22 protein-coding genes and 1 pseudogene are annotated in these 23,499 nt (G+C 72.0%); 6 read left to right on the forward strand and 17 right to left on the reverse strand.

The genetic code is table 11. The features are described from left to right. Window position 1 precedes the first annotated feature (1 nt). The 5 genes from ACZ6C1_RS29915 to ACZ6C1_RS29935 all read right to left on the reverse strand — a co-directional run bounded on the left by ACZ6C1_RS29915 (window position 2) and on the right by ACZ6C1_RS29935 (window position 5,168). A complete protein-coding gene (locus ACZ6C1_RS29915) occupies window positions 2-922 on the reverse strand; it encodes a 3-oxoacyl-ACP reductase (RefSeq protein WP_469245066.1) in 921 nt (306 codons plus the stop codon). Between the two features lie 13 nt (window positions 923-935). Beyond that, window positions 936-2,012 carry a Zn-dependent alcohol dehydrogenase gene (locus ACZ6C1_RS29920; protein WP_469245068.1) on the reverse strand — a complete coding sequence of 359 codons (1,077 nt, stop codon included), beginning with the start codon at window positions 2,010-2,012 and terminating at the stop codon, window positions 936-938. A 13-nt stretch (window positions 2,013-2,025) separates the two neighbouring features. Next, the gene (locus ACZ6C1_RS29925; protein WP_469245070.1) at window positions 2,026-2,880 is read right to left on the reverse strand and encodes a MaoC/PaaZ C-terminal domain-containing protein; all 855 of its coding nucleotides are present in this window, start codon (window positions 2,878-2,880) and stop codon (window positions 2,026-2,028) included. Window positions 2,881-3,453: 573 nt separating this feature from the next. Then, entirely contained in the window at window positions 3,454-3,675 is a 222-nt protein-coding gene (locus tag ACZ6C1_RS29930; RefSeq protein ID WP_073751884.1) for a hypothetical protein, read from the reverse strand. Window positions 3,676-3,734: 59 nt separating this feature from the next. After that, window positions 3,735-5,168, reverse strand: coding sequence for a DHA2 family efflux MFS transporter permease subunit (locus ACZ6C1_RS29935; protein WP_469245073.1), 1,434 nt, complete (start codon window positions 5,166-5,168; stop codon window positions 3,735-3,737). A gap of 128 nt (window positions 5,169-5,296) precedes the next feature. Between ACZ6C1_RS29935 and ACZ6C1_RS29940 the strand changes: the two genes are divergently transcribed. The 5 genes from ACZ6C1_RS29940 to ACZ6C1_RS29960 all read left to right on the forward strand — a co-directional run bounded on the left by ACZ6C1_RS29940 (window position 5,297) and on the right by ACZ6C1_RS29960 (window position 9,314). Beyond that, a complete protein-coding gene (locus ACZ6C1_RS29940; RefSeq protein WP_469245074.1) occupies window positions 5,297-5,947 on the forward strand; it encodes a class I SAM-dependent methyltransferase in 651 nt (216 codons plus the stop codon). Between the two features lie 32 nt (window positions 5,948-5,979). Further along, window positions 5,980-6,855: an N-acetylmuramoyl-L-alanine amidase gene (locus tag ACZ6C1_RS29945; protein WP_469245075.1), complete on the forward strand. Its 876-nt coding sequence runs from the start codon at window positions 5,980-5,982 to the stop codon at window positions 6,853-6,855. A gap of 168 nt (window positions 6,856-7,023) precedes the next feature. Beyond that, window positions 7,024-7,863: a hypothetical protein gene (locus tag ACZ6C1_RS29950; RefSeq protein ID WP_469245076.1), complete on the forward strand. Its 840-nt coding sequence runs from the start codon at window positions 7,024-7,026 to the stop codon at window positions 7,861-7,863. A gap of 107 nt (window positions 7,864-7,970) precedes the next feature. After that, window positions 7,971-8,975 (forward strand): LLM class F420-dependent oxidoreductase, encoded by a 1,005-nt coding sequence (locus ACZ6C1_RS29955; protein WP_469245077.1) that lies wholly within the window; start codon window positions 7,971-7,973, stop codon window positions 8,973-8,975. 45 nt (window positions 8,976-9,020) lie between these two features. Further along, a complete protein-coding gene (locus ACZ6C1_RS29960; RefSeq protein WP_469245078.1) occupies window positions 9,021-9,314 on the forward strand; it encodes a hypothetical protein in 294 nt (97 codons plus the stop codon). Between the two features lie 60 nt (window positions 9,315-9,374). Here ACZ6C1_RS29960 and ACZ6C1_RS29965 read toward each other — a convergent pair whose 3' ends face one another. From ACZ6C1_RS29965 to ACZ6C1_RS29980, 4 genes are all read right to left on the reverse strand, one after another. Then, a complete protein-coding gene (locus tag ACZ6C1_RS29965) occupies window positions 9,375-9,959 on the reverse strand; it encodes an AMIN-like domain-containing (lipo)protein (RefSeq protein WP_469245079.1) in 585 nt (194 codons plus the stop codon). Window positions 9,960-10,110: 151 nt separating this feature from the next. Continuing rightward, the gene (locus ACZ6C1_RS29970; protein ID WP_469245080.1) at window positions 10,111-11,184 is read right to left on the reverse strand and encodes a prenyltransferase/squalene oxidase repeat-containing protein; all 1,074 of its coding nucleotides are present in this window, start codon (window positions 11,182-11,184) and stop codon (window positions 10,111-10,113) included. Then, the gene (locus tag ACZ6C1_RS29975) at window positions 11,181-11,921 is read right to left on the reverse strand and encodes a class I SAM-dependent methyltransferase (RefSeq protein ID WP_469245081.1); all 741 of its coding nucleotides are present in this window, start codon (window positions 11,919-11,921) and stop codon (window positions 11,181-11,183) included. The genes ACZ6C1_RS29970 and ACZ6C1_RS29975 overlap by 4 nt, the downstream gene beginning before the upstream one ends. Before the next feature lie 76 nt (window positions 11,922-11,997). Beyond that, window positions 11,998-13,302 (reverse strand): glycosyltransferase family 4 protein, encoded by a 1,305-nt coding sequence (locus ACZ6C1_RS29980; protein ID WP_469245082.1) that lies wholly within the window; start codon window positions 13,300-13,302, stop codon window positions 11,998-12,000. Between the two features lie 217 nt (window positions 13,303-13,519). On the opposite strand from ACZ6C1_RS29980, the gene ACZ6C1_RS29985 reads away from it, so the two are divergent. Further along, window positions 13,520-14,143, forward strand: coding sequence for a TetR family transcriptional regulator (locus ACZ6C1_RS29985; protein ID WP_469245083.1), 624 nt, complete (start codon window positions 13,520-13,522; stop codon window positions 14,141-14,143). A gap of 99 nt (window positions 14,144-14,242) precedes the next feature. Here ACZ6C1_RS29985 and ACZ6C1_RS29990 read toward each other — a convergent pair whose 3' ends face one another. The 8 genes and pseudogenes from ACZ6C1_RS29990 to ACZ6C1_RS30025 form a co-directional block, all read right to left on the reverse strand. Next, window positions 14,243-14,824 (reverse strand): hypothetical protein, encoded by a 582-nt coding sequence (locus tag ACZ6C1_RS29990; protein ID WP_469245084.1) that lies wholly within the window; start codon window positions 14,822-14,824, stop codon window positions 14,243-14,245. Window positions 14,825-14,947: 123 nt separating this feature from the next. Beyond that, window positions 14,948-15,184: a ferredoxin gene (locus ACZ6C1_RS29995; RefSeq protein WP_469245178.1), complete on the reverse strand. Its 237-nt coding sequence runs from the start codon at window positions 15,182-15,184 to the stop codon at window positions 14,948-14,950. After that, entirely contained in the window at window positions 15,184-16,644 is a 1,461-nt protein-coding gene (locus ACZ6C1_RS30000; RefSeq protein WP_469245085.1) for an aldehyde dehydrogenase, read from the reverse strand. Before ACZ6C1_RS30000 ends, ACZ6C1_RS29995 begins: the two co-directional genes overlap by 1 nt. Window positions 16,645-16,765: 121 nt before the next feature. After that, window positions 16,766-18,031 carry a tyrosine-type recombinase/integrase gene (locus ACZ6C1_RS30005; RefSeq protein WP_469245086.1) on the reverse strand — a complete coding sequence of 422 codons (1,266 nt, stop codon included), beginning with the start codon at window positions 18,029-18,031 and terminating at the stop codon, window positions 16,766-16,768. Between the two features lie 84 nt (window positions 18,032-18,115). Next, on the reverse strand, window positions 18,116-18,346 hold the full coding sequence (locus tag ACZ6C1_RS30010) for a helix-turn-helix domain-containing protein (protein WP_469245087.1): 231 nt from the start codon (window positions 18,344-18,346) through the stop codon (window positions 18,116-18,118). A gap of 442 nt (window positions 18,347-18,788) precedes the next feature. Continuing rightward, a complete protein-coding gene (locus ACZ6C1_RS30015) occupies window positions 18,789-20,261 on the reverse strand; it encodes an ATP-binding protein (RefSeq protein WP_469245088.1) in 1,473 nt (490 codons plus the stop codon). Window positions 20,262-20,264: 3 nt separating this feature from the next. Beyond that, window positions 20,265-21,125 (reverse strand): annotated as a pseudogene (locus tag ACZ6C1_RS30020) (bifunctional DNA primase/polymerase). Window positions 21,126-21,379: 254 nt separating this feature from the next. Then, a complete protein-coding gene (locus tag ACZ6C1_RS30025; protein WP_469245090.1) occupies window positions 21,380-23,497 on the reverse strand; it encodes an ATP-binding protein in 2,118 nt (705 codons plus the stop codon). Window positions 23,498-23,499 lie beyond the last annotated feature (2 nt).

The raw sequence follows: 23,499 nt of genomic DNA on the forward strand, positions 1-23,499 counted from the left end.
TTCAGTCCTTCGCCAGGGACAGCACCTCGGCCGCGGCGAACGTCTCGCCGGGCGGCCGGCCGGCGTAGTACGGCGAGAGCAGGGCGTCCAGCTCCTCGTACGAGAACGCCTCCTTGGCCGTGTCGAACTTGGCCGCCGCCCTGGGCCGTTCCATGACGGCCACCATGCCGCCGTGGACGACGAACAGCTGGCCGTTGACGCCCGAGGCGGCGGGCGCGGCGAGGTAGCCGACGAGCGGGGCGACGTGGTCGGGTGACAGCGGGTCGAGGGCGTCGTCGCCGCTGGGCTCCTTGAAGCCGGCGAAGACGTCCTGGGTCATACGGGTACGGGCACGGGGGCAGATGGCGTTGCACGTGACGCCGTACTTGGCGAGCGCGAGCGCCGTGGAGGTCGTCAGGCCCACGATCCCGCCCTTGGCGGCGGCGTAGTTGGGCTGGCCCGCCGAGCCCGCGAGGAACGCCTCGGAGGAGGTGTTGACGATCCGGCCGTGGACCGGCGCCCCGTTCCCCTTCGCACGCTCGCGCCAATGGACGGACGCGAAGTGGGTGGTGTTGAAGTGACCCTTGAGGTGGACGCGTATCACCGCGTCCCACTCCGCCTCGCTCATGGAGAAGACCATCCGGTCGCGGAGGATGCCCGCGTTGTTGACCAGGACGTCGAGTCGGCCGTACGTGTCGACGGCGAGGCCCACGAGTTCACCGGCCGTCGCGTGGTCGGCGACGTCCCCGACGTGGGCCACCGCCCGGCCGCCCGCCGCGCGGATCTCGGCGACGACCTCGGCGGCCGCGGCCGCCGACCCCTCCCCGTGGTCGTTGACGACCACGGCCGCTCCCAGCCGGGCGAGTTCGAGGGCTTCCGCGCGGCCGAGGCCCCGCCCGGCGCCGGTGACGATCGCGGAGAGATCCCGCAGGGGCATGGACATGGGACCCTCCTCCTCAGATCTCGATGCAGGTGCGCAGCGCCTCGCCGGTCCGCATCTGCTCCAGGGCGTCGTTGATGCCGGCCAGCGGGACCCTGTGGGTGATCAGGCCCGCGAGGTCGATGCGGCCCGCCCGCCACAGGGCGATGGCCCGCTCGTACGAACGGAGCACGTCCCCGCCCCCGTACATCGAGGGCAGGATCCGCTTCTCGTCGAAGAACAGCTCGAACATGTTGAGCTGGAGGAAGTCGTCCATGGCTCCCGCGCCCACGATGCAGAGCGTGCCGCCGCGCCGGGTCGCCTCGTAGGCGGTGCGGGCCGTGGCGGACCGGCCGACGACCTCGAAGACGTAGTCGAAGCCCTCGCCGGCGGTGATCCGCTGTTTCGCGTCGGGGAGCTCCTCCGGCGCCACCGCCTCCGTCGCGCCGAACCGCAGCGCCGCCTCGCGCCGTGACGCCACCGGGTCGACGGCCACGATCTGGGCGGCGCCCTGGAGCCTGGCGCCCTGGATCGCCGAGATGCCGACGCCTCCGCAGCCGATGACGGCGACCGACGAACCCGCTTCCACACGTGCGGTGTTGATGGCCGCGCCCAGTCCGGTCGTCACCCCGCAGCCGATGAGCGCGGCGATGTCGAAGGGGACGTCGTCGGGTATGGGTATCGCACAGCCCGCGTCGACGACGACCTCCTCGGCGAAGGTCCCGGTTCCCGCGAAGCCGAAGACGTCCCCGCCGGGGCGCTTGAAGTTGGGCGTACCGGCGTTGAGGAAGCCGGCCAGGCAGAGCTGGGTCTGGCCGCGCTTGCAGGACGGGCAGGCGCCGCACGCGGGCAGCCAGCACAGCAGCACCCGGTCGCCGGGCCGCAGCGTGGTCACCCCGTCGCCGACGTCGGCGATCTCACCGGCGCCCTCGTGGCCGGGGACGAAGGGCGCGGGCTGCGGGAGTACGCCGTTCATCGCGGAGACGTCGGAGTGGCACAGGCCGGTCGCCCTGACCCGGATGCGCACCTTGCCGGGTCCGAACCCCACGGCCTCGATGTCGTCGAGGACTTCCAGTTTGTCCTGGCCGGTCTCGTGCAGTACGGCTGCGCGCATGGTGCGGCTCCCTTCACACGGTTTCTACGAGGGTGTCGGTGAGGACCGGCGCGTCGTCCCGTTCGGCGGCGGACACCGCCACCCGCACGCCCCCGTCCTGGCGCCACATCCGGATGCGGAGGGTCTCGCCCGGGTACACGACGCCGGCGAAACGGGTGCGGTACGAGCGGACGCGGGAGACCTCGCCGTCGAGGAGCGTGTCGGTGACGGCCTTCAGCGTCATGCCGTAGGTGCACAGGCCGTGCAGGATCGGCCGGTCGAAGCCCGCGACCTTGGCGAACTCGGGGTCGGCGTGGAGGGGGTTCCAGTCCCCGGAGAGCCGGTAGAGCAGCGCCTGGTCCTCGCGGACGTGCCGTTCGACGGTCCGGTCGGGGGCGCGGTCGGGGGTTTCGAGGCGGGCGGAGGGACCGCGCTCACCGCCGAACCCGCCTTCGCCGCGTACGTAGACCTCGGCGTCGCTCGTCCACAGCGGCCCGGCGTCGTCGACGGCCTCCGAGCGGAGGACGAGGACGGCCGCCTTGCCCTTGTCGTACACGGCGGCGACGCGGGAAGTGGTGGCCGCCCGGCCGCGCACGGGGATGGGCCGGTGCAGCCGGATGGTCTGGCCGCCGTGCAGGACGGCGGAGAGGTCGACGTCGATGCCGGGTGCCGCCAGCCCGCCCATCATGCCCATGCCCGCACCCGCGACGGTCGCGAAGCTGGGCAGGACGTGCAGCCGGGATTCCAGGGTGTAGCGCAGCTCGTCGGGGTCGGTGGCGGGCGCGCCGGCACCGAGGCCGAGGTGGTAGAGCTGGACGTCCTTGTGGTCCCAGGTGATCTCGGCGGAACGGGGCTCGGCCGCGAGTGCCTGGCCTGCGTCAATGGGCATGGGGCTCCTGCTCGTCGCTGGAGACCTCGGCACGGCCGTCCGCACCGTCGGCCGCGCCGAGGCCGCGTAGGGGCCGGTTCTAGAACGCGTTCTAGCCCCGGTGGTCCTCCTGTATAGCGCGGCGCCCTGGGGTTGGGAAGGGCCCTGACGGCGTGTCAGCTCGACGGGAGGGCGGGGCGGGGCGGTACGACTCCCGGGTGGGCCGCCGTGCGCCGCGGGGCGGTACGCATCCCGGGTGGGCGGTCGTGGTCCGCGGGGCGGTACGACTCCCGGGTGGGCCGCCGTGCGCCGCGCAGCGGTACGCACACCTCGTCGCGGGCGGTCGTCGCCGCGGGGCGGCACGGGGCACAACGGGTGGGGCGGCACGGGTGGGCACTACGGGCGGCGCGGTGCCTGGCGGTGCCCGGCCGGGACGACACCCACGGCCGGCGCCGGCGGGCGGGGCGCGGTGGGTGCAGCCGGACGCGGGGCACCGCGGCGGGCGGTCCCGGCGGGCGGGACCGGCTCCGCGGCGCGGCGTCCGGGGGGTGGGCGGCAGCCGTCAGCGTGACGGATCAGCCGGGGTGAAGGGGGTCAGAGCTTGTCCATGCCCTTGTACGGGCTGACGATACGGGTCTTCTGGGAGCCGAAGTCGACGAGCGTGGCGATCTGGTCCTCGACGGCGATGACCGTGCCGAGGCCGTGCCTGTCGTGGGAGACCCGGTCCCCCACCGCGAAGTGCTTGATCGGTGCGGCGACGGGGGCTTTGAAGGGACTGGTGGCGAGGTGGCGCCGGGGCGCGGATCGGTTCGTCATTTCCCGCCAGTATGCGGCACGGAGGCCGGATGGGGCAGAGGGCTGCCGTGACCGTGACCTTACGCCTCGGCGCGGCGGGGCAGCCACAGCAGCATCAGCACGGCGCCCACCAGCAGGATGCCCGCCCCGGTGCGGAACGCCAGCGCGTACCCGGCCGTGAGCGCCTCCGGCCCCGTGCCGCCCGCCGTGCGGGAGGCTGCGACGGTCGACAGGACGGCCAGACCCAGGGCGCCGCCCATCGTGCGGGAGGTGTTGACCAGGCCCGAGACCAGGCCCGCGTCGCCCGGTGCGGCGCCCGACGTGGCGAGGGAGGCGAGCGGGGTGATGGCCAGCCCCATGCCGGCCATCATCAGGATGCCGGGTCCGAGGATGGTGGTGACGTACGTACCGTCCGCCTCCATCAGCGACTGCCAGCCGAACCCGGTGGCGGCGATCAGTGCGCCGATCACGGCGAGGTTGCGTGCCCCGGTGCTCACCATCAGCCGAGGCGCCAGTTTCGAGCCGAGGACGACGGCGAGCGAGCTCGGCACGAGGGCGAGGCCGGCCTCCAGCGGCGTGTAGCCGAGCACGTTCTGGGCGTACACGGTCATGAAGAACCACATACCGAACGAGGCCGAGCCGTTGACCAGCATCGACACATTGGCCGCGGTGACAGCCCGGGAGCGGAACACCTTGAGCGGCATGAGCGGGGCCTTCGCCCGGGCCTCCACCGCCACGAAGGCCGCCAGCAGCGCCACCCCGCCGAGCAGCGGCAGCAGCGTCGCCGCCTCGCCCCAGCCGGCCTGCTCGGTCTGCACGATGCCGTACGCGACGGCCGCGAGGCCGCCGGTGACCAGCACCGCGCCCGGCAGGTCGAGCCGCCGCCCGCCCTCCGCCCGGCTCTCCCGGATCCACAGCGCGGCGCCGACGATCACCAGGGCCCCGACCGGCACGTTGATCAGCAGCACCCAGCGCCAGGAGAGCAGGTCGGTCAGGACGCCGCCGACCAGTCCGCCCGCCGCGCCGCCGCCCGCACCCACCGCGGACCACGTCGCTATCGCCCGGGTCCGCGCGGGCCCCGCCGGCACGGCGCCGGTGACGATGGTGAGCGTCGCGGGAGCGAGGACCGCCGCGCCGAGCCCCTGGGCGGCGCGGGCGGCGAGCAGCTGCCAGCCCTCCACGGCGAGCCCGCCGGCCACCGAGGCGGCGGTGAACAGCCCGAGCCCGACCAGGAACATCCGCTTGCGCCCGAACAGGTCCGCGGCCCTTCCGCCGAGCAGCATGAACCCGGCGAAGGCGATCGAGTACGCGTTGAGCACCCACTGGAGCCCGACCGCCGACAGACCGAGGTCGGCGCGCATCGACGGCAGGGCGACGTTGACCACGGAGACGTCGAGGACCACCAGGAACTGGCCGGCGCACGCGGCGAGGACGACCGCCCAGGTACGGGCGGCGGGGCGGGCGGAGCCTGCGGTCAGCGGGGCCTTGGCGGTGTCGGTACGGGATGGCGGCATGCGTGTCATGGTCGCAGGCGTGGTGCGGTCCGTACATCCGGATATGGGCCTACTCCGGAAGTCCCGGTCCTCCCCGCGCCGCCTACGATGTGACCGCCCAGTACGGATGTCCGACCAGGAGGAACCCCATGGCCGTGCCCGCCGCGCCAAAGCCGGAGACGCTCGCCGCCTTCGAGGCCGCCAAGGGGTTCATGCCGGTGCGCGAGGGGCTGGCGCTCCACGCGGCGGCCGCCGAGGCCGCGCGGCTGGGACTGCCGCTGCTGGAGGTCGGCACGTATTGCGGGCGCTCCACGATCCTGCTCGCCGACGCGGCCCGCGCCGCGGGCACCGTGGCGGTCACCGTCGACCACCACCGGGGCAGCGAGGAGCAGCAGCCGGGGTGGGAGTACCACGACCCGACGGTGGTCGATCCCGAGGTCGGGCTGATGGACACGCTGCCGACGTTCCGCCGCACACTGCACAAGGCGGGGCTGGAGGAGTACGTCATCGCGGTCGTCGGCCGCTCGCCGCAGGTCGCACGGGTGTGGGCGGGCGAGGTCGGCCTGGTCTTCATCGACGGGGGCCACACCGACGAGCACGCGACGGCCGACTACGAGGGCTGGGCGCCGCGCGTGGCCGAGGGCGGGCTGCTGGTCGTCCACGACGTGTTCCCCGACCCGGCGGACGGCGGCCAGGCCCCGTACCGCGTCTACCTGCGGGCCCTGGAGTCCGGTGCGTTCACCGAGGTGTCGGTGACGGACTCGCTGCGCGTCCTGCGGCGTACGGGCCCGGGTTTCTGAGCCGCGGGCCCGGCACCGCCTAGCATCAGCGTGTGCACCACGACGACAGTCCGCCGGCCCCTCGCCCGGCCCGCCGCTCGAAGCTCACCCTGACGTTGGCCGTGCCGGCGGCGGTCGCGCTGGCCGGCTGGCTGGTCTGGGGCGCGACGAGCGGCCCGGCCAAGAGCGCCCCGCCGCAGGCGCGGCCGGCGCCGGGTCCCTCCGCACCGGGCCCTTCCGTGTCCACCGCCCCGCTTCCGCTCGCCGGGAAGACCGTCGTGATCGATCCGGGCCACAATCCGGGTAACTTCGATCACCCGCGGGAGATCAACCGGCTGGTGGACATCGGAACGAACCGCAAGGAATGCGACACCACGGGTACGTCGACGAACACCGGTTACACGGAAGCCGCATTCACCCTGGATGTTTCACACCGTCTTCGCACACTGCTTCAGGAGCAGGGCGCCACGGTGACCCTCACCCAGGACGCCGACCGCCCCTTCGGCCCGTGCATCGACGAGCGGGCCCGGATCGGCAACGCCGCGAAGGCCGACGCCGTGGTCTCCGTCCACGCGGACGGTTCCGGCACCGGGAACCGCGGCTTCCATGTGATTCTTCCCGCGCCGGTCAAGGGCGGCGCGGCCGACACGACGCGGATCGTGGCCCCGTCGCGGGCCCTCGGGGAGGGCATCGTGCGGGAGTTCGCGCGGGCGACCGGAAGCGCTCCGGCCAACTACATCGGCGGCGGAAGCGGGTTGGACGTACGCAAGGACCTCGGCGGGCTGAATCTGTCGACGGTGCCCAAAGTGTTCGTCGAATGCGGCAATATGCGTGACCCGAAGGACGCCGCATTGCTGACAGACGCGGCATGGCGGCAGAAAGCGGCCCGGGGAATCGCGGTCGGCGTCCGTACCTACCTGCGGGGCTAGGTCCGGCGGACGGTAGCCTGCCGGGGGTCCGGGGTCGCCCCGGAGCCAAACCCGTACCGCATCCGTACGATGGGGCCGGCCACCCCCGTGCACCGCGCCACCCCGACGAGACGAACCGACGAAGGACTCTTACACGTGAACATCCGCTCCCTCACTCGAGGCGATGGCGTGGTGATCGGAGCAGCGGTGGTGCTGTTCATCGCCTCGTTCCTCGGCCTCACTCCGGGCGTCGACTGCCCCAGCGGCATCGACTGCTCGAACTTCGACTCACCCAACGCCTGGGATTCCCTCGGCATGCTGATGAGCATGTTCCTCTCCGGTGTCATCGGGGCGGCGCTGATCGTGGTCGGGCGCGCGATGCCCGGCCGCAAGGTGGCGGGGATCGACCTGGGCCAGTTCGGTGTGGCTTTCTGCATCTTCGCGCTGTGGACGGCCTTCTGGACCATCATCGACTGGGAGCCCGACGCCGGTGCGGGCATGATCCTGGGCCTGCTGGCGACGATCGCGCTCGCCGCCGCCGCGGTGGCCGCTCCGCTCGTCCCGGCGCTCAAGGCGCCGCTCGTGGGCGCGCCGCGTCCGCAGCAGCCGCAGCCGTACGGCGGTCAGCCGCAGGCGGGTTACGGCTACCCCGGCGCCCCCGGCGCCCAGCAGCCGCCGTACGGCGGCCAGCCGGAGGGTGGTTACGGCTACCCGGGCGCGTCGCAGGCCGGTCAGCCGGGCCAGCCGCATCCGTCGCAGGCCGGGCAGCAGGCCCCGCAGGCCCCGTCGCAGCCGTCCCAGGGCCAGGGCCAGCAGCCCGCGTCCACCTCGGACTTCTCGCCGTTCTGGTTCGCCGTGCCGGTGGCCCGTCCGCTGTACGCGGAGGACGGCTCCCCGACGCCGATCGCGGAGCTGGCGCCCGGCACCTGGTACCTGGCGGTGGAGCAGCGCGGCCCGGGTCTGGTCGCCCAGACGCAGGACGGCCGCCGTGGCGTGCTGCAGGACACGACGGGCATCCAGCGCGGCTGACGCGCCACGATCCGTTCCCGTACGGCCCCTCGCCCTTCCGGGCGGGGGGCCGTTGGCGTACAGTCACCCGCGCATGGAACTGACGGTTCGTCAGGAAGGTGCGGGGCATGCGGCTCGGACTGGCACTCGGCTACTGGGGGCGCGGCCCGAACCCCGGCCATCTCGAACTGGCCCGCGAGGCCGAGCGCCTCGGCTACGACTCCGTCTGGACGGCCGAGGCGTGGGGCTCCGACGCGTTCACCCCGCTCACCTGGATCGCGGCCCACACCCGCCGGATCCGGCTCGGGACGGCGATCGCGCAGATGGCCGCCCGGACGCCGACAGCCACCGCCATGCACGCACTGACCCTGGACCACCTCTCGGGCGGCCGGATGATGCTGGGCCTCGGCCTGTCCGGGCCGCAGGTCGTCGAGGGCTGGTACGGCCGCCCGTTCCCCGCGTCGCCGCTCACGGCGACGCGCGAGTACGTCGACGTCGTCCGCCAGGTCCTGCGCCGGGAGGCCCCCGTGACGCTCGACGGCCGCTTCCACTCCCTTCCGTACGCCGGCGAGGACGGCACCGGCCTCGGCAGGCCGCTCAGAGCGATCACCCACCCGCTCCGCGCCGGCCTCCCGGTCCTGCTCGGCGCGGAGGGCCCGCGGAACATCGCCCAGACGACCCGGATCGCCGACGGCTGGCTGCCCCTGTACTGGTCCCCCCTGCGCCCGGACGTGTACGACGTGAAGGAGCTGCCCGTCGGCTTCATTGTGGCGCCCATGGCCCGTGCCCGGCTCTGTGACGACGTCGCCGAGGGCCTGCTGCCCGTCAAGGCGATGCTGGGCTTCTACATCGGCGGCATGGGGCACACCACCCGCAACTTCCACGCCGACCTGATGGCCCGCATGGGGTACGAGGCGGAGGCCCGCCGCGTCCAGGAGCTGTTCGCGCGGGGGCGCCGCGACGAGGCGGTCCTCGCCGTCCCGGACGCCTTCGCCGACGAGATCTCGCTGGTCGGGCCGCGCGAGCGGATCGCCGAGCGACTGGCGCTCTGGCGCGAGGGCCCGGTCACCGACCTCCTGGTGACGGCCCCGGACCCCGCGACCCTCCGGCTGCTGGCGGAGCTCAACGCGTAGGGCGCACACGGGTTTCGGGCGCACGGGAGCGGCAACCAGGGGAGCATGTCTCCCCGTCATCGGAACGGAAGCGCACAGGCGGCGACCGCGGTCGCGGTGGTCGCCGACGTCATGGCCGCGATCATCGGCCTGTGGATCCTGATGTACCTGTTCGACGCGAACCGGGCCAACGACCTGGTCCAGTTCGTCCAGGAGGCGGCCCGCTGGCTGGCGGGCTGGTCGCACGACCTGTTCACGTTCGACCTGGCGTGGCTGCGCGTCGTGGCGGGCTACGGCCTCGCCGCGCTCGTGTACCTGCTCCTCGGCCACGCCCTCGCCGGCCGACTGCGCCGGTACTGAAGCACGCTGTGCCCTCGCCGTACGGCGCCCGGTGCGGGTGCCGTACGGGCGGGCGCGGGGTCAGCGGGTGGTGCCCCAGGTGTGGGCCACGTCCACGACGAGGCGGTCGGACAGGTGGAGGACGCGGAACGGGAGCCGGGCGCGGACGCCGAGGCCGATCTGGGTGTCGCCCTCGAAGCTGCCGACGAACCGGGTGTCCTTGAAGGTGCGGTAGCCGGTGAGGTTCACCCCGGGCAGCGGCTGTGCCACCTTGCCCCGGTAGGTCGCCCCGCCGGTCTCGGGGTTGTAGCTGGGCGCGGCGATGCGCACTTCCAGTACCGCTCCGCCGGCGACCGGGACGTACCGCCCGGAGCCGTCCTGGTACACCCGGTCGACGTAGCGGACGTGGTAGCCGGCCTTGCCGCTGCCGATGCCGGGGACGTGGAAGACCATGCGGTCGAAGCAGTCGTGGCGACCGGTCCTGATGTCCACCAGGGAGGCGGTTGCGGCGCTGACACCGGTCTTCAGGGTGCTGCCCCACCCGGTGGGGCAGGCGGCGGTGGTCCGCGTGGCCGCCGCCGGGGCCGCCTGGGCGGGCACCGTCAGCATTCCGAGTCCGGCGCCTGTGAGCAGGAGCGTCACCAGTGCCGTGGCGCGTCGTTTCATGTGTTTTCCCCTGACGCTGGGCCTTTATTGTGTTGGACGACCGGGACAGCGGGATGGTTGCGGACGAATCGTCCGGAATTCCGTCTCGATCGGTGAACCCGGGTACCCCGCCCCGAGGATGGCGAATCCGGGCGGGGTCCGGTTCAGGCCATCAGCGACAGCAGTCGGGCGCCAGGCCGTGCGGCAGCCTCTCGCCGCCGAAGACGGCCGTGGTCGCCTCGTCCCCGCCCAGGGCGGCCACGGCGAGCAGCAGGGAGCCCGCCGTCCAGGTGGTGAGTTCCTCGGGCCAGACGGCGCGGTCGCCCTCGAAGACGTAGCCCGTCCAGTACATGCCGCCGGGGCCGCGCAGGTGGCCGATGGACTGGAGGATCTGCAGGGCACGGTCGGACTCGCCCATGGCCCAGAGGGTGAGGGCCAGTTCGCAGCTCTCGCCGCCGGTGACCCAGGGGTTGGGCAGGACGCAGCGTACGCCGAGGCCGGGGACCACGAAGTCGTCCCAGGCGCTCTCGATGCGCTCCTTGGCCGCCGCGCCGGTGACGGCTCCGCCGAGGACGGGGTAGTACCAGTCCATCGAGTAGCGGTTCTTGTCCAGGAACCGCTCGGGGTGGTGGCGGATGGCGTGGGCGAGCGCGCCCGCGGCCAGTTCCCAGTCGGGCTGCGGTTCCTCGCGTTCCTCGGCGATGGCGAGGGCGCAGCGCAGCGCCTGGTGGATGGAGGAGGAGCCGGTGAGCAGCGCGTCGGTGACGGGCGTGCCGTCGGGCTCCCGCTTCCAGCCGATCTGGCCGCCGGGCTGCTGGAGGCGGAGCACGAACTCGACGGCGGCGTACACGACGGGCCACATCCGGTCGAGGAAGGTGTCGTCGCCGGTGGCGAGGTAGTGGTGCCAGACGCCGACCGCTATGTAGGCGCAGAAGTTGCTCTCGCGGCCGTGGTCGGTGACCCGGGTGTGGTCGCCGTCGTGGTAGGCGGCGTACCAGGAGCCGTCGTCGTTCTGGTGCCGGGCGAGCCACTCGTAGGCGCGGGTGGCGGCCTCGTGCTCGCCGGCGGTGTCCAGGGCCATGGCGGCCTCGGTGTGGTCCCACGGGTCGAGGTGGTGGCCGCGGAACCAGGGGATGGCGCCGTCCTCGCGCTGGACGGCGAGGATGCCGGCGACGGTCTCGGCGGCCTGCTCGGCGGTGAGGACGCCGGGCAGGACGAGGTGTTCGGTCCTCTCGGGGCTCGTCACGCGGTCTCGGCCTCGGCCTTCGGCAGCTTGGGCTTGGTCGCGTAGGCCACGAAGCTCTTGCCCATGACGGGGTTGAGGGCCTGTTCGGCGATGCGGGTGACGAGGGGCTTCTTCATGATGTCCCAGACCAGCAGCTTGTGGTACGCGCGCACCGGCAGCGCCTTGTCGTTGTCGACGCCGAACGCGCACTTCAGCCACCAGTACGGCGAGTGCAGCGCGTGCGCGTGGTGGGTGCCGTACGGCTTCAGGCCGGCTTCGCGGATCTTGGCGAGCAGTTCGTCGGCCTTGTAGATGCGGATGTGACCGCCCTCGACCTCGTGGTAGGCGTCGGAGAGGGTCCAGCAGACCTTCTCGGGGCCGTAGCGGGGGACGGTGACGGCGATGCGGCCGCCGGGCTTGAGGACGCGGACCATCTCGGCGAGCACGCCCTTGTCGTCCGGGATGTGCTCCATGACCTCGGAGATGATCACGACGTCGAACGACTCGTCGGGGAACGGCAGGTTGAGGGCGTCGCCCTCCATGGCGGTGGCGGTCGCCCCGGCGGGCGCCTCACCGGCCTCCTTCATGGCGGCGAACCACTTGGCGACCTCGCGGATCTCCTCGCCGTTCTGGTCGAGGGCGACGACCTGGGCTCCGCGCCGGTAGCACTCGAACGCGTGCCGCCCGGCCCCGCAGCCCAGGTCGAGCACACGGTCGCCGGGGGCGAGCGGGAAGCGGGTGAAGTCGACGGTCAGCACGGGGACGGCCTGCTTTCACGGAGGAAGGAGGAGAGGGGGGTGAGGGGAGCGAGGGGGGAAGGGATGGGCGTCTGGGTCACCGGCGGGCTCCCCGCGCCGCGATGGCCTCGCGGTACAGCTCCGCCGTGCCCTGGGCCGCGCGGGCCCAGGTGAACCTGTCGAGGACCCGGGCGCGGCCTGCCGCGCCGAGCCGGGTGCGCAGGTCTGCGTCACCGAGGATCCGGCCGAGGGCCGCCGCGAGGGCGCCCGCGTCGCCGGGCGGGACGGCCAGGCAGGTCTCGCCGTCCGGGCCGGCGACCTCGGGGATGGCGCCGCCGGTGGTGGCGACCAGGGGCGTCCCGGTGGCCATCGCCTCGGCGGCGGGCAGGGAGAACCCCTCGTACAGCGAGGGCACGCACGCCACTTGGGCGCCCCGGTAGAGGTCCACCAGCTCGGCGTCGGTGATGCCCTTGACGAACCGGACGGCGCCGTCGAGCCCGTACCGCTCGATGGCCTGCGCGACCGGCCCGTCCTCGGCGCGCTTGCCGACGACGACGAGGTGGGCGTCCGGGTTCTCGGTGCGGAGCTTGGCGAGGGCCTCCACGAGGTGGACCAGGCCCTTGAGCGGGACGTCCGCGCTGGAGGTGGTGACGATCCGGCCGGCGACCTCCGGCACGGCCGGGTCGGGCGACCACAGGTCGGTGTCGGCGCCGATGTGGACGACGCGGATGCGGTCCTGGCGTACGCCGAGGTGCTCGACGATCTCGTCGCGGGAGGTGCCGGAGACGGTGAGCACGGAGGGGAGGCGGCGGGCGACGCGCTTCTGCATGCGCGTGAAGGCGTACCAGCGGCGGACGGAGGCGCGGCGCTTCCAGTCCTGCGCGGCGTCCAGCTCCAGTTGCCGGTCCACCGTGATGGGGTGGTGGACGGTGGTGACGAGCGGGGCGCCGATGTCGCCGAGGAGGCCGTAGCCGAGGGTCTGGTTGTCGTGGACGACGTCGAAGTCGCCGCGGCGGGCGGCCAGGTGGCGGCGGGCCCGCAGCGAGAAGGTGAGCGGCTCGGGGAAGCCGCCGGTCCACATGGTGGCGACTTCGAGGGCGTCGATCCAGTCGCGGTACTCGCCCCGCTTCGGCGTGCGGAAGGGGTCGGGCTGCCGGTACAGGTCGAGGCTGGCGAGCTCGGTGAGGGGGACGCCGTCGTCGAGTACGGGGTAGGGCTGGGAGCCGATCACCTCGACGCTGTGCCCGAGGCGGGTCAGTTCGCGCGACAGGTGGCGGACGTAGACGCCCTGTCCGCCGCAGAACGGGTTCCCTTTGTACGTGAGGAGCGCGATGCGCAGCGGGAGGTCGTCGCTCCCGGTCACACCGCCGCGGGGGCTTGCCTCTATGGCCTCAGCGGTCACTCGCGGCCCCCTTCTGCCTTGCGTTTCGCCGGAGCGTAACCGGTCGCGCTAATCTAGAACAAGTTTCAGACTTGATCGTTCAAGGAGCTTCGAATCTACCGGCAGGTAGCGCCGCTGTAAGGGCCGGATCAGGTGATTCCCGCCACGGCGGGCGCCCGCCGGTGCCGGCCCGTACACACGCCTGTACGCCATGGAACGGAACAACGGAACGGGACACATGACAGCGGAAGTCAGACCGGCGTCGCCGCCGCTCACCGAGCGCCAGGAGGCGCGCCGTCGCCGGATCCTCCACGCGAGCGCGCAGCTCGCCGGCCGGGGAGGCTTCGACGCCGTCCAGATGCGGGAGGTCGCCGAGGCGGCCGGGGTGGCGCTGGGCACGCTGTACCGGTACTTCCCGTCCAAGATCCACCTGCTGGTGGCGACCATGCAGGACCAGCTCGACCACATGCACACGACGCTGCGCAAGCGGCCGCCGGCCGGGGAGTCCGCCTCGGAGCGGGTCGCCGAGACGCTGATGCGCGCCTTCCGGGCCCTCCAGCGCGAGCCGCACCTCGCGGACGCGATGGTGCGGGCGCTGACGTTCGCCGACCGCAGTGTGAGCCCGGAGGTGGACACCGTCTCCCGGCAGACGACGGCGATCATCCTGGACGCGACGGGGCTGGAACACCCCACGCCGCAGCAGCTGTCGGCGGTTCGGGTGATCGAGCACACCTGGCACTCGGCGCTGATCACCTGGCTGTCGGGCCGTGCGTCGATCGCCCAGGTGAAGATCGACATCGAGACGGTGTGCCGCCTGATCGACCTGACGGCCCCGGACGCGCCGGGCACCGGGCCGGCCTGAGCCGAGCCCCGCCTGATCGGCCGGAACCCGGCCCGTCGCACGGAAACCCCAGGGGCGGGCGCCACCGGCTCCGCCCCGGCCCTCCCCCCGCCGCGGGGGCTACTGGGTGTTCTTGTTCTTCTCCAGGTCCTCCTGGAAGAGCTTCGCGCACTCCGGGCCGCTGTCCGTGGCGATGAAGGAGACGATCAGGAAGGTGCCGGACTGGCCGTGGTGGCTGGCCTTCACCGTCCAGCCGCTCTTGGTCAGCGACTTGATGGCCACGTTCTCCTGGTCGAAGCTCTGCGACTCCTTCCAGCCGCCCTTGGCGAGCGCCGCGACCGTGTCGTCGTAGGACTTCCTGGAGGCGGTGGCCTTCTCGGCGTCCGCCTGCCACGAGACCATGCACGGCTTGAGAGCCGGCGGGACGTCGTCCTCCGAGGGCTTCGCGACGAAACCCGCCGCCGTGGCCGCGGTCGAGATCTCCTCGGTCACCGCGGCGGCGTCCAGGCTGCCGCCGGCCTCCGCGCCCGCGCCCGCCGCCGGGGACGAGGAGCCGGACGAGGGTGCCGCGGTCCCCGTTCCCTCGCCGGAGCCACCGCCGCCACAGCCCGCTACCAGCAGCACCACACCGGCGGCCGCGGCCGCCCTCCCCCAGGCGCCCGACTTCGGCCGAGCAGGGGGGACCCCCATCGCCTTGCGCATGAATCTCCCAATCCTGCGTGCACGCGGGCCCCGTGCCCTCGTGATCAAGCGACGAGTCTGGCACGGGGGTACCGGCAGGACCGTGCAATGACGGGCGCCGCGCGCCGTTCCCTCGTGGCTCCTTCACTCGTCGTCGGGAGGGAAGACCGGCCCGCCGTGGTCCATCAGGGTGATCGTGATCGCCTCCACCGGGCACCCCTCCGCCGCCGCTAGGATCCGCTCGTCGGCGTCGGTCTCGGCGGTCCGGGGCCGCGACTGCCGGGCGGTGTCCAGGGCGAAGCCGTCCGGGGCGTGGTTCACACACATGCCGGAGCCGATGCACACGCCCCGGTCGACCTCCACGTGCCAGCGGTCGCCCATCATGCCCCCTGATGGCCGGCCGGGAGGTGGATCATCTTGTACTCCAGGTACGCGTCGTACCCCTCGGGTCCGAACTCCCGGCCCAGTCCCGAGTTCTTGTAGCCGCCGAACGGGCCCAGCATGTCGAGGCTGAAGGTGTTGACGTTGAAGGTGCCCGTGCGCACCCGGCGGGCGAAGTCGACGCCGCGGGTGACGTCGCCGGTCCACACGCTGCCGCTGAGGCCGTAGTCCGAGTCGTTCGCGATGGTCAGCGCCTCGCTCTCGTCCTCGTACGGCAGCAGGCAGATGACGGGGCCGAAGATCTCCTCGCGGGCGACGCGCATCCGGTTGTCGACGTCACCGAGGAGGGTCGGCTCCACGTACCAGCCGCGCTCCAGGCCTGCCGGGCGGCCGCCGCCCGCGAGGACCTTGGCACCCTCCTCCTGGCCGACGCGTATGTAGTCGAGGGACCGCTGCCGCTGGCGCCGGGCCACCAGCGGGCCGACCTGGGTGGCCGGGTCGAGCGGATCGCCGACCACCAGGGCGCCGGCCGCCGCCGCGAGCGCCTCGGCGAACTCGCCGTACCGGGAGCGCGGCGCGAGGATCCGGGTCTGGGCCACGCACGCCTGGCCATTGTTCATCCAGGCGGCCGGGACGATCCCGGCGACGGCCGCCTCCAGGTCGGCGTCCGGCAGGACGACGGCCGCGGACTTGCCGCCCAGCTCCAGGGTGACGCGGGTGAGGTTGCGCGAGGCGACCTCCATGACCCGTTTCCCCGCCGCCACCGAGCCGGTGAAGGACACCTTGTCGACGCCGGGGTGGCCGACCAGGTACTCGCTGACCTCCCGGTCGGCGGGCAGGATCGACAGCACCCCCTCGGGCAGCCCGGCCTCGGCCGTGATCTCGGCCAGCAGGTAGGCGTCGAGGGGCGACTCGGGCGACGGCTTGAGCACCACCGCGCATCCGGCGAGCAGCGCCGGGCCGAGCTTGGCGGCGGCCGTGAACTGCGGGACGTTCCACGGCACCACGGCCGCGACCACCCCGACCGGCTCGCGCCGCACCAGGATCGGGCCGAGGACACCGGCGCGCTCCACCTCGTACGGGTGGTCGCGCGCGACCGTGATGGCCGCGTCCCACACCATCATCGCGCCGAGCGCCTGCGCCAGGACGCTCCACGAGTAGGGGGAGCCGTTCTGCGCGCTGACCGTCCGGGCGATCTCCTCGTGTCGTACGGCGATCGCGTCCTTGATACGGGTGACGACGGCGATCCGCTCGTCCAGGGACGTCCGGGGCCAGGGCCCCTCGTCGAAGGCCCGGCGGGCCGCCGCGACCGCGCGGTCGACATCGGCCTCGGAGGCGTGCGGCACCCGGCCGATGACCTGTTCGGTGTGCGGTGAGACCACCTCGATGACGTCATCACCGAGGGGATCGGCCCACTCCCCGCCGATGAACAGCTTCCCGTGCTCGACCAGCTCGGTCATGGCGCCGCCTCCCCGAACTTTCTGACTGTGTGTCAGAACTGATACCAGTTCTCGTTATACTTGGCCAGACTTGGGACGAAAGGGGCCCTCACCAGCGGCATTGCCGTGGTGAGGGCCGTCATCACGCTGCCTGGGCCGTCTCCGGGCCGTCAGACGCTCCATGGGAGGCCCGGTACATGTCGTCGACAGCCTTCCGGGTGCGGCTCTCACTGCTCGGCATGAGGTGCGTGTACACCCGCAGCGTGAACCCGGGGTCGGCGTGTCCCAGGTAACCGCTCAGGGCCTTGATGTTCTCGCCGGCGTCCAGCAGGACGGAGGCGTAGAAGTGCCTGAGGGCGTGCATGCCGTTCTCCCGTGACTCCCGGGCCCTCTCCCCCGGTTTGGGCTCCGGGAGGACGCCGGCGACCACAAGGGCGGGCTTCCAGGTAGCGGTGTTGAAGTAGTGCCGCCCGACGGCCTTGCCCTCCTCTGTGGTGAACATCAGCCGTTTGGTCAGCAAGGGGCCGTCCGGGCTCTCCCACGGCAGTGTGACGTCCTGCGGCGGGAACTGCTCCATGTGAGCGGCCAGGGCCCGGCCCACCTCCTTGGGCAGAGGCACGTCACGGACCTTGCCCCGCTTGGGCGGCGCGAAGACGGCCCGGCCGCCGACCATCTTCACCTGATAGCCCACATGCAGCCACCCGGTAAGGAATCCGACCTCATCGACCGGGAGTCCGAAGATTTCGCCTTGTCGTAGCCCGCAGCCGCTCCCCACGTCGATCATTGCGCGATAGTGGGCGGGAAGCGCTTCCCGGACAGCGAAGACCTGCTCAGCACCCCACGGCCGGACCCGGCGCGGGACCGAGGCCGGCGCCTTTACCGAGGCAGCGCGGCAAGGGTTCCGCGAGATGAGCCGGTCGTCCAGGGCGGCTGTGAAGACGGCCGACACGTTGGCGAAGATGACCCGGCGGTAGGACGCGGCCAGACCCGCATCTTCGAGCCTGCGCAACAACTCCCGGATGTGCTCGGCCTGAAAGGAACCGAGCGGGCGCGACCCGATGTACGGGTAGGCGTGCAGTCGAAGCCTCGACTCCGTACCCGTACGCGTGGCGATGTCGGTCGTCTGGGCAGCAACCCAGCGTTCCGCGTACTGCTGAAAGGTGGTGCGGCCGACCTTGGGGTCGATGTACTCACCCCGCGCCATGTCAGCCTCAGTGCTCGTCAACCACTGCTCGGCCAGGCGCTTCTGTTTGTCGGGGAAGCTCTTGGACCTCTCGGTGCCGTCGGGGCCCACGTACCGGGCGCGGTAGCGCATGCCGATACCGAAGCGATCGGTCTTGACGCGTCGGGGCTTACCGTCGGGGCCCCGCTCAACCTTGTACCACCGGTCCTGAATGTGCCCTGCCATACGCTTGTGCCCTCCATGGGGATGACCGAGTGGGGCGCGACGCAGGGCCGCACCCCAGGGGACGGATTAATTGCTTGTTTGGTCTCAGGCGGCCGGGTCGGCGGCCATGCGCTCGGCGGCCCAGCGATGGACTGCGGCGGGGTCGTAGCGGATGTACTTGCCGACGCGGAAGCCGGGCGGGCCGGTGCGCTTCTTGCGCCACTGGTAGACGGTCTCTTTGGGCACGTCGAACAGTTCGGCAATGTCGTCAGGGGTGAGGTAGCGGTCCGGGAGTCCGGCCCGGAGCGTGGTCCGGGGGTCGGTGTCGGGTTGCACTGGGTGCGCCCTCCGGAGGCGGTAGTTGGGGTCTCGCGTCTGTCCGAGGTGCTGATTTCTGCGTCACCGCGTCACCTGCGTCACCCGGGCGTCTGACCTGCGGTTTTGGGGTGACGCAGGGCCTTGGGGGTGCGTCACCCGTGACGCAGGCTGTCCGTCACGCGTGACGCAGGTGACGCGGCGTGACGCAGAGAAGGGCCGTCTGCGTCACGCCCGTATGCGCAGGTCACCCGCTGTTTTCCGGGCTTCCGTGACGCAGGTGACGCAGCGTTCCCCACTTAGGAAAAAACGGGGGTGTCTGTGGTGGTGTGGCGCGGCTCAGGGAGTGAAGAAGGAGCCGCTTCGCGGCGCGTCCAGCGCAGGGCGGCGGCCGCCGCCGAACAGCAAGAGGAGCACGCCTGCCCGGTGGTGCTCCTCTTGCTCGTGCGGTCGGGCGTGCCGGTCAGAAGGCCTGCTGTTCGTGCGGTGGTGTGGCCGGTGAGCGGGTCATTTCGATGTAGCGGCCCTCCCGGGTGCGGCCCGAGTCGATGAGGACACCCCTGGCCGCCAGGGTCGGCTGGAGGCGCTTGAGACGGTCGGAGAGGACTTTCCCGGTGGTGGGCCACCCCTTGGGCAGGGGGCGGAACTCCTCGCCGGTGTAGAGGCGGGTGAGACAGTGCAGCCACTCCGTGGACGTCATCCGCTGCCCTGCGCCCGGTTCAATGTCGGCGGCGTGCCGGAGGACGGTCTGTGCCAGTAGGTCACCCTCGATCACGTCGTCGTTCAGGTCGTCCAGGCTGGCGCGGTAGGCGGTGAGCGCTCCCAGGCCGGTTGCCGCGTCGAGCTGGGCGCACAGGTGCGCGAAGTCCGCCATCCGCAGGTCGGTGGGGGTCTCCGCCTCGACCGCGCGAACTTTGACCGTCAGGTCGAGGAGAGAGCCGAGGACGACGGGCAGAACCTCCGCGTACTCCGCCCACAGTTCCGCCTCGGTGCGCCGGACGCGGGGGCGCTCCAGCCGCAGCGGCAGGAGCCGTTCCGCAAGGTCGGGGCGGATGACGCCCACGTCGATGCCGGTCAGGAGCAGGGGGCGGCGGTAGCGGGCGCGGAAGACATCCCCGTCGGTGAAGAGAGCGCGCTTGACGTTCTCGGCGCCGGTGACGATGCAGCACATCGCGTCGGACAGGTCCGGGGTCATGTGGGAGAGGTTGTCCAGGGCGGTGACCCATCCGGCGGCCACGGCCGCGATCAGGTTCTCTTCGTCCTTCGGAGCCCGGCGCAGGTCACCGCTCATGCCCTCAATAATCCTCACGAGCATCCGCCCGCCGGTGGACTTGCCCGCGCCCTGCGGTCCGGTGAGGAACGGGGCGGGGACGGGCACGGACGGTCCGAGACAGCCGATGAGCCAGGCAATGGCCAGGCACTCGGTCTCCGCGTTGGCGAAGTTGCACAGTCGCAGCAGGAGATCGATGCCCTTGCCGTCGGTGTCCTTGGCCGGCAGGGGCAGCTCCCCGGTGAGCTGGGTGCGCCGCCAGCACACCTCACGCGGGTCGGGGATGGCAGTGTCCCAGCCGGTGGGGTGGATACGGACCGACTGCCCATCCGTGCGGCCCAGGTCCAGCCACGTGGCGCCGTCGAACCCGGGCGCGACGCGGATGTGAACCGGCTGCGTCTCCTCGGTCAGCGCGAGCGCTTCAATCAGATCCAGCGCTTCCTTAAGCGCGGTGCCGTTGAACACGCCGACCCCGTCGCGGAAGAGACCGACCATGAGTTCCTGCCGGTGGCTGCCCGTCGTGCCCTGCGAGCGGATCGGCCGGGCCACGGGATGGCCGTTCCTCTGCGCATAGACGTTGCCGTCGGCGGTGCGGAAGTACCGGAAGTGCGCCTGTGCGTAGTCGGTGATGACCTCGCGAGCGGGGTTCTTCTCGTCGTCGGACATGGCTCACATCCCCAGAGCGGTGCGAGCGTTGGCCCACGCCTCGGTGCAGTGCCGGACGGTCTCACCCTTGGCCTGCGCGGCGGTGAACAGCCTCCCGACGTGGGCATCGGTCAGGCAGCCGCACCAGCCATGCGAGGACAGCACCGCGAGAAAGGTGCGGTACACGGTCACGTGCACCGCGCTCGATGCCTCGGCGATGCGCTGCTCCGCCATGGCGATGCCACGCTCCAGGTAGACGGGCGAGCGGTGGCGGCATCCCCCGGTGGCCGCCCGTGCGGGCACAGTGAGGGCATGGGGCGATGGCCGGACCGTGGACGGCTTCTTCACGGCCAGTGCGCGAACGGCGTCCGGCAGGTAGGCCATGGTGCCGGCGCCGAACCCAAGCCACCGGGCGTAGGCCATCGCGGACTTGATGTCCACGCCCTGCCGTACCGCGTTCGCGGACTGCAAGGCACCGAGGTAGAGCCAGTGCTCGCCGCGCGTGGTCGGCACGGTCTGCGTGGCAGGCAGGGTCTCGCGCGCCCATGCGATCGCGTCGGCGTTGTCCAGGTCTACAACCGTCAGACCGGCCCCGCCCGGGTGGTAGGCAACCGCCGCGGCTCGCAGCCAGGCGCGGCGCCAAGGCCCGGAGGTGAGGACATGCGGGTCGGTGGTGGCGGCGGCCCAGCCGTGGCAAGGTCCGGGGCAGTCGCACGGTCCGGAGTTCTTCATGTTCGGCCGGCCGCCGCAGGCGTTGCCCTAGCAGCGGCGGCAGTTGCCGAAGGGGACCTTGCCCTCCCGCAGCGGCAGCACGGGGAGTTGCGAAGCGGCCAGGTCGAGCGCCACCGACAGGTGGTCTCGCCGGATGAGGGCACGTTGAGTCATGCTGGTTGTCTCCAGTTCTGTTGAGTGCTGGCAGACGAAGGCGGCCCCGGTCATTGGCGTGAAGGGGGTCGCCTTCGGCATCTAGGGAGGGAGGCAGGCGCCCTCACCCGAAGGGCCGTTCTACGGCCGTTTCGGGGTGGGTTTCGCGGGTGCCTCCCTGCCTCCCTGGATGGGCGTTTGTGCTGGTCAGGGCCAGGGAGCCGGGTCAGAGAGGGGGTGAGGGAGTTCTCCCTGCTTCCCTGGGCGCCTCCCTGTTACTGGGCCGCTTCGTCAGGGGTGTCGAGGTCGCGTTCTGCGAGGGCGCGGGCGACCTTCTTGGCGTCGACGACCATGCGGCCGTCGGACTTGCGCGGCTCTGCCCCGGCCGCTTCCAGGACCTGCTTGAGGTCGGAGAAGGTCCACTCTCGGTACTGGCTGGGGTTGCGGGTTGCGAGCTGCCGCAGGACCTCTTGGGTGAGCATGCGGGGGGCGTCGCCGAGGACTGCGGCGATGTCGGCGAGCGGGTCCACCGTGGAGGCGGGCTTGTCGATGGCGGCCTGGGTGGTGACGGCGGTGCGGCGGGCTTTGGCCCGGTCGGCGATCTCGCATGCCTGGTCGTCGTCGATGTAGTGCGTGCGCACCGTGACCGACGACTGCCCCGGGGCAAGCTTCAGCCCATCACCGGCGATGACCAGGGTGCCCTTGTCCAGGCCCTGACGGAGCTTGTGCGGGGCGGCCCCGCCGTCAACCGCCGCATCCCCCAGCGCCATCCGGGCCTGCGACTCGGTGCCCAAGACGAGGGAGGCGCGGATGTGGTTGCCCTCGCGGGAACGCTTGGGCAGGTTCTCGTTGGTCGGGTCCTGGGTGCCTTCCCACGTGGTGACGTTCACCGCCCGGCCCTGGTCGTGGATCGCCTTGATAGCCCGGAAGTAGCGGGAAGTGGCCTTCGCCCCGCCATACGGGCGCTTGTCCTCCCCCACCGCGCCGGAGCCGTAGGCGACCTGGGCTTCATCGACGATGACGACCAGCGGGGAGAACGTCGTGCCCTTGGGTGCCATGAGGCGGCGTTCCATCTCCTCGGCGGCATCCTCGACCATGTGCGTGACGTCGATGACGTGGTCATCGGTCGGCCCCTCGATCAGCACCGTGGCCAGGCCCTTGAACATGCTCCAGTCACCCACGCCCTTCAGGTCGCCGATGCGGAACTCCACCCGGGGATCCAGGGCCAGCCACAGGGCCAGGGCCCGCAGGGAGGCGGTCTTGCCCTGGTTGGACAGGCCCGTGATCAGCAGCATCCGCTGATACAGGCTGACCAGCGCGGCATCCCCGCGCAGGTCCTGACCCCACGGGGCACGGCCGGACTTGTAGTCGGCCGTCGCCTCCTGGTCGAGGACGAGCGGGGAGGGGCCGATCGGCTCGTCGAGCGCGCCGGAGTCGGCGATCCACAGCCGGACGGTCCGGGCGGCCTGGGGGATGCTGATGAACACTTCGTGCTCGTGCCGGCCGAGGTTCTCGGCGAGCTTGCGCCGCCGGTTCTGGATCTCCTCGGTGGACACCCCAGAGGGCAAGGTGACGTCCACCTCCACCCCACAACCGGCAAGCACGATCGGGCTGAGCATCTGCGCGCCAACATCGCCCATCTCCTTGATGGCGTTCTTCAGCGCGGCAATGCCCAGGTCCCGCAGCGCGGTGACCACGATCGACGGCGTGATCGGAGCCCCCGCGTCGTCGGCGCGCTTACCGGCGGGGAGAGCCCAGTTCGGGGCGGCGTTGCGGTGGCGGCCGACCGCCCACAGACCGGCGAGGGCGAGCCACGGCCCGATGGCGACCAGCGGCCCCCACACCACCTGCACGATCACCACCAGCAGCCGGATCAGCTCGACCAGCGCCATCAGCGGCGTGACCACGTCGGTGACGTCCTTGTTCGCCACCGCCAGGGCGATCCCAATCAGGATCAGGCCGCCTATCGTCCCCGCGGTTCCCACCGCCGCGCCTTTGACCAGGCGTTCAGGGGCGGTGAGCAGGTCCATGCGGCGCCTGTGCCTATCCGCGCGGAAGCGGTGCAGCCGCTCCTCCCAGTCGCCGGCCGCCTCGTAGTTCCCGGCCGCCTCTGCGGCCCTCAGCATCCGTTCGTAGCGGGCACCGGTACGACCGTCCCACGCCCGCCGGGCCACAATCCGAGTGCCGCCCACCACGTAAGACGTGTGGCGGAACGCGAACCGCCCAGCAGCCTTCGTACGCTCGTGCGTCACCGCGTCAGCCATCGCACGCCCCGTGCGCTTCCACACCCGCACCGGGGCCGCACCCTCGGGCGCCGGGGCGGGGGTGGTCTCTTCCACGGCCTCAACAGCCGAGGGCGGGTCCTTGAACAGAGGGACGACGTTGTCCGTCATGC

Source organism: Streptomyces sp. NPDC041796, assembly GCF_055590785.1.

Coding starts and splice junctions, on each gene's coding strand:
- ACZ6C1_RS29915 (WP_469245066.1), bottom strand. CDS start 922: ATGTCCATGCCCCTGCGGGATCTCTCCGCGATCGTCACCGGCGCCGGG.
- ACZ6C1_RS29920 (WP_469245068.1), bottom strand. CDS start 2,012: ATGCGCGCAGCCGTACTGCACGAGACCGGCCAGGACAAACTGGAAGTC.
- ACZ6C1_RS29925 (WP_469245070.1), bottom strand. CDS start 2,880: ATGCCCATTGACGCAGGCCAGGCACTCGCGGCCGAGCCCCGTTCCGCC.
- ACZ6C1_RS29930 (WP_073751884.1), bottom strand. CDS start 3,675: ATGACGAACCGATCCGCGCCCCGGCGCCACCTCGCCACCAGTCCCTTC.
- ACZ6C1_RS29935 (WP_469245073.1), bottom strand. CDS start 5,168: ATGCCGCCATCCCGTACCGACACCGCCAAGGCCCCGCTGACCGCAGGC.
- ACZ6C1_RS29940 (WP_469245074.1), top strand. CDS start 5,297: ATGGCCGTGCCCGCCGCGCCAAAGCCGGAGACGCTCGCCGCCTTCGAG.
- ACZ6C1_RS29955 (WP_469245077.1), top strand. CDS start 7,971: ATGCGGCTCGGACTGGCACTCGGCTACTGGGGGCGCGGCCCGAACCCC.
- ACZ6C1_RS29960 (WP_469245078.1), top strand. CDS start 9,021: ATGTCTCCCCGTCATCGGAACGGAAGCGCACAGGCGGCGACCGCGGTC.
- ACZ6C1_RS29965 (WP_469245079.1), bottom strand. CDS start 9,959: ATGAAACGACGCGCCACGGCACTGGTGACGCTCCTGCTCACAGGCGCC.
- ACZ6C1_RS29985 (WP_469245083.1), top strand. CDS start 13,520: ATGACAGCGGAAGTCAGACCGGCGTCGCCGCCGCTCACCGAGCGCCAG.
- ACZ6C1_RS29990 (WP_469245084.1), bottom strand. CDS start 14,824: ATGCGCAAGGCGATGGGGGTCCCCCCTGCTCGGCCGAAGTCGGGCGCC.
- ACZ6C1_RS29995 (WP_469245178.1), bottom strand. CDS start 15,184: ATGGGCGACCGCTGGCACGTGGAGGTCGACCGGGGCGTGTGCATCGGC.
- ACZ6C1_RS30000 (WP_469245085.1), bottom strand. CDS start 16,644: ATGACCGAGCTGGTCGAGCACGGGAAGCTGTTCATCGGCGGGGAGTGG.
- ACZ6C1_RS30005 (WP_469245086.1), bottom strand. CDS start 18,031: ATGGCAGGGCACATTCAGGACCGGTGGTACAAGGTTGAGCGGGGCCCC.
- ACZ6C1_RS30015 (WP_469245088.1), bottom strand. CDS start 20,261: ATGTCCGACGACGAGAAGAACCCCGCTCGCGAGGTCATCACCGACTAC.
- ACZ6C1_RS30025 (WP_469245090.1), bottom strand. CDS start 23,497: ATGACGGACAACGTCGTCCCTCTGTTCAAGGACCCGCCCTCGGCTGTT.